Consider the following 5031-nt stretch of genomic DNA (forward strand, 5'->3'; position numbering starts at 1 on the left):
ATTGCCAGACACCGAGCTCGAGCCGGCGGCGCGCGACATCGCGCGTGCGCGGGGCTATCGCAGCATGCTGTTCACACCCTTGATGAGCGAGGGCGAGGCCATCGGCGTCATCATCGCGACGCGACGCGCGACCGGCGCGTTCGGCGATCATCACGTGCGGCTGCTGCAGACCTTCGCCGACCAGGCGGTGATTGCGATCAAGAATGTCAGCCTGTTCAACGCCACCAGGGAAGCGCTGGAACGCCAGACTGCGACCGCCGACATCCTCAAGGTGATCGCGGCCTCGCCCGCGGATGTGACGCCGGTGTTCCAGGCGATCTCCGACAGCGCCAAGGCCCTGGTCGGCGGGCACTCCTCCGCCGTCACGCGCGTCATCGACGGCATGCTGCATCTGGCGGCCTTCACCACCGACGTCGAGGCTGGCAACGCAGATTTGCTCAGCTCGTTCCCGGCGCCACTGTCGGCATCCGGCATCCACAGCCGGGTCGCGACCAGCGGAAAGGTCGCATTCCGCAGCGACATGCAGAACGAGCCAGACCTCACGGACGCGATGAAGGAGCTGGCGCGGACGCGAGGCTATCGCAGCATCCTCGTGGTGCCTATGCTGCGCGACGGCGTTGCGATCGGCACCATCGGCGTGACGCGGCCGGAGGCGGGTCCTTTCCCGGACAAGGCAATCAACCTGCTCAAGACCTTCGCCGACCAGGCCGTGATCGCGGTCGAGAACACGCGCCTGTTCAACGAGGTGCAGGACCGCACCCGCGAGCTTACCGAGTCTCTGGAGCAGCAGACCGCGACATCGGAGGTGCTCAGCGTCATCAGCCGATCGGCCGGCGATCTCAAGCCGGTGTTCGAGGCGATGCTCAGCAAGGCAATGCAGCTCTGCGGTGCCAGTTTCGGCGTGCTCAATACCTACGATGGCACGCAGTTCCACACAGCCGCCACTTACGGTCTGCCCCCCGCCTACGATGAATTCCGGCGCAGGGCGCCCCTCAACTATGGTCCGGCCACCGCGCCTGCGCGCCTGTTGAGGGGCGAACCGTTCGTCGAAATGGTCGATCTTCTGGAGTCGGACGCCTATCGCAGCGGAGAGCCGAACCGTCGGGCGTTGGTCGATCTCGGCGGCGCGCGCTGTCTGCTCGCTGTGCCGTTGCTCCAGGAGGAGCGCATGGTCGGCAACGTCATGATCTTCAGGCAAGAGAACCGGCCGTTCTCGAAGAAGCAGATCACCTTGCTGAACCAGTTCGCGGCGCAAGCCGTGATCGCCATCGAGAACGCGCGGCTGCTCAGCGAATTGCGTCAGCGCACCGAAAATTTGACCGAGTCGTTGCAGCAGCAGACCGCGACTGCCGACGTGCTCAAGGTTATCAGCCGCTCGGCGTTCGACTTGCAGGCCGTGCTCGATACGCTGGTCGAATCGGCGGCGCGACTATGCGAAGCCGATATGGCGGCGATTACCCGCAAGACCGGCAGCACCTATTTCCGGGCGGGCTCCTACGGGTTCCCAACCAAATTCGTCGAATATGTAAGAGATCTCCCGGTCCGGCCGGACAGGCGCACGATCACGGGCCGGACTTTGCTCGGGGACAAGGTGGTCCATGTCACCGACGTGCTCGAAGACCCCGATTACTTCTTTGAAGGCCAGGAATTGAGCGGCAATCCGCGCAGCTTCCTCGGTGTGCCCTTACTGCGCGAAGGCAGCACGGTTGGCGCTATTGTTCTCGCACGTCGCGCAATCCAGCCGTTCAGCGAAAAGCAGATCGAACTCGTTACTAGCTTCGCCGACCAAGCCGTCATCGCGATCGAGAATGTGCGCCTCTTCGACGAAGTGCAGGCCCGCACGCGGGAGCTCGCCGCCTCGCTCGAGAACTTGCGCGCCGCGCAAGACCGGCTGGTCCAGACCGAGAAGCTGGCATCGCTCGGCCAGCTCACCGCCGGCATCGCGCATGAGATCAAGAATCCGCTCAACTTCGTCAACAATTTTGCATCCCTCTCTGCCGAATTGACCGACGAGCTGAACGAGGTGCTCGCACCCGCCGCCCTCGCGGACGATATCCGCGGCGAAGTCGACGAGCTCACGGGGCTTCTGAAGGACAATCTCGAAAAAATCGTGCAGCACGGACGGCGCGCCGATTCCATCGTCAAGAACATGCTGCTGCATTCGCGCGAGGGCGGCGGCGAGCATCGCCTGAGCGACATCAACGCGATGGTCGAGGAGAGCCTCAACCTCGCCTATCACGGCGCGCGCGCCGAGAAGCCGCAGTTCGACGTGACGCTCGAACGCGACCTCGATCCGGCTGCAGGCTCGGCCGATGTATTCCCTCAGGAGATCACCCGGGTGCTGCTGAACCTGATCTCGAACGGATTCCATGCCGTGGCCAAGCGCAAGGCGGAGAACGAGGCGGCCGGTTACGCGCCCGTCGTGACCGCCGCGACCCGCGACCGCGGCGATCACATCGAGATCCGCATTCGTGACAACGGCACCGGCATCCCGGACGAGGTGAAGGAGAAGATGTTCAATCCATTCTTCACCACCAAGCCGGCCGGCGAAGGCACCGGGCTCGGATTGTCGATGAGCCACGACATCGTGGTGAAGCAGCATGGCGGCACGATCGACGTCGCGACCGAGCCGGGCAGATTTACCGAATTCAGGATCGTGCTGCCGCGCAAGAGTGGCCTGCCAGACAACAGCTGAGGATAAATTCGCCCAGTGGGTGTTTTCGGCAAACTGGCGTGGCTCATTCGGCGGCAATTGCTGTCGTTGTCCGGCGTCGGCCTCATGCTGGGTGCTCTGTTCTTCGCGGCCGCGCTGACGCCGACGCTGGTCCCGCGGAGCTATCTCACGCAGGGCGCCGTCGCCGGCGCCTGCTTCGGGATCGGCTATCTCGCCGGCAATGTCTGGCGCTGGCTGTGGCACTATCTCGAATTGCCGGAGCCGTCGGCGCGCCTGAGATCGACCGCAAACGCGCTGGTCGCGGCCGCCTGCCTGCTCGTCGTCATCCTTTTTCTGTGGCGGGCGGCCGGATGGCAGAACTCGATCCGCACCGTGATGAAGATGGCGCCGGTCGAGACCGCCCATCCGCTCAAGGTCTGCGTCATCGCCCTGATCACCTTCGTCGTGCTGCTGGTGCTGGCGCGGCTGTTCGCGCTTGCCGCCGGCTTCGTCGCCACGCGTACGAGGCGCGTCGTTCCGCGGAGAATCGCGAACGTCATCGGCGTGCTCGCCGCGGGTCTGTTGTTCTGGTCGATCGCCAGCAATGTCCTGATCCGCACGGCGTTCAACGCGCTCGATTCGTCCTTTCGCGAAGTCGACGCCCTGCTCGAGCCCGAGCGGCCGCAGCCGACCGCGCCGGAACGGACAGGAAGTCCCGCCTCGCTGGTGAAGTGGAAGCAGCTTGGACGCATGGGGCGCAGGTTCATCGCCTCGGGGCCGACCGCAACTGTGATCAGCGCCGTTACGGGAAGGCCAGCGAAGGAGCCCGTGCGGGTCTATGTGGGCCTTGGCGGCGCCGCGACGGCGCAAGCGCGCGCCAGGCTTGCGCTCGACGAGCTCAAGCGGCAGCACGGTTTTGAACGCAAGACACTCATCGTCGTCACGCCGACCGGAACCGGCTGGATCGATCCTGCCGCGATGGACACCGTCGAATATCTCCACCATGGCGACGTCGCCAGTGTCGCGATGCAGTATTCCTATCTCAACAGTCCGCTGTCGCTGCTGTTTCAGCCCGAATTCGGTGCAGAAGCGGCGCGCGCCCTGTTCTCCGAAATTTACGGCTACTGGACGACGCTGCCGAAGGACCGGCGGCCGAAGCTGTACCTGCATGGACTGAGCCTCGGCGCGATGAACTCGGAGAAATCCGCAGAGCTGTTCGAGACGATTGGCGATCCGATTACGGGCGCACTTTGGAGCGGCGCGCCGTTCGAAAGTCGCATCTGGCGCTCGATCACCGCGAACCGCAATCCGGGCACGCCGGCCTGGCTGCCGGAATTCCGCGACGGCCGCTTCGTCCGCTTCATGAACCAGAATGGACCGACGGTGCCGGCAGATGCGCCCTGGGGACCGATGCGCGTCGTCTATCTGCAATATGCGAGCGACGCGATCACCTTCTTCGCCTATCGCGACGCCTATCAATCCCCTGACTGGATGACGGCGCCGCGCGGGCCGGATGTGTCACCGGAGCTGCGATGGTATCCCGTCGTGACGATGCTGCAGCTCGCCCTCGACATGGCAGTCGCGACCAATACGCCGATGGGCTTTGGCCACGTCTACGCGCCCGAACACTACGTCGATGCCTGGGTCGCCGTCACCGATGTCCATGATTGGTCCGCCGACGCGCTGGCGCAGCTCAAGGCGCATCTTGCAGCGGCGGCGCGAAAGGCCGCCGAGAGCAACGTCGCAGACGAGCCTTACGCCGATCGAGGCGGCTAGCTACTCCGCCATCTCGACGTGCTTGGTGACGGAAGGGCCAGCCAGCGGCCGCTCCTCCATCATGATCAGGCAGAGCGCGGCACCGGTCATCAGCGCGGTGGCGGCGCCGAAGACGTAACGGAAGGCGTGCCGCATGTCGTCGGCGGGAATCGCGACGGCGCCTGCGGCGTGATGCTCGCCGGCGAGCGGAACGTCGATGCCGAGCGCGATCAGCAGGATGGCTGCGAAAGCGGCGACCGTGAAGGACGACATCAGCGAGCGGAAGAAGTTCAAGGCGCCGGTGATGGTGCCCACCTGCGGCCGCGCGACCGAATTCTGTACTGAGACCACGCAGACCGGAAAGGTGGTGCCGAGGCCGAGTGCAAACGCCGCCATCAGCGTCAGCAGGCCCCATAGCGGGAGCGTCGTCAGCGTGAGGCCAAGGCCACACAGCGCGGCCCAGGACGTGCCGATGATGGCGACGCGCTTGTAGTGCTTGGCCCGCGCCATGGTACGGCCGGCGATGACCGCACCGAATATCGCGCAGCGCAGGGCCGTCGTCTGCCGCTCGACGACAAGCTCGCCAAGATCAAGGGCCCGGCCACCATTTCGATTGCGACCGT

2 protein-coding genes and 1 pseudogene are annotated in these 5031 nt (G+C 65.0%); 2 read left to right on the top strand and 1 reads right to left on the bottom strand.

Annotation, left to right across the window (positions count from 1 at the left end; all coding sequences use genetic code 11):
* On the top strand, positions 1 to 2695 hold a 2695-nt coding region (locus MOV75_RS27110; protein WP_247006907.1), incomplete at its 5' end, for a GAF domain-containing protein.
* 84 nt (positions 2696 to 2779) lie between these two features.
* Positions 2780 to 4429: an alpha/beta-hydrolase family protein gene (locus MOV75_RS27115; protein WP_247006908.1), complete on the top strand. Its 1650-nt coding sequence runs from the start codon at positions 2780 to 2782 to the stop codon at positions 4427 to 4429.
* On the opposite strand, the pseudogene MOV75_RS27120 reads toward MOV75_RS27115, so the two are convergent.
* A pseudogene (locus MOV75_RS27120) lies at positions 4430 to 5031 on the bottom strand (hypothetical protein); the annotation flags it as partial.

This window comes from Bradyrhizobium sp. PRIMUS42 (assembly GCF_023006515.1).
Taxonomy (GTDB): Bacteria; Pseudomonadota; Alphaproteobacteria; order Rhizobiales; family Xanthobacteraceae; genus Bradyrhizobium.

Bases quoted from the DNA above. Each gene is read 5' to 3' on its own strand.
- MOV75_RS27115 (WP_247006908.1), top strand. From the start codon at position 2,780: ATGCTGGGTGCTCTGTTCTTCGCGGCCGCGCTGACGCCGACGCTGGTC.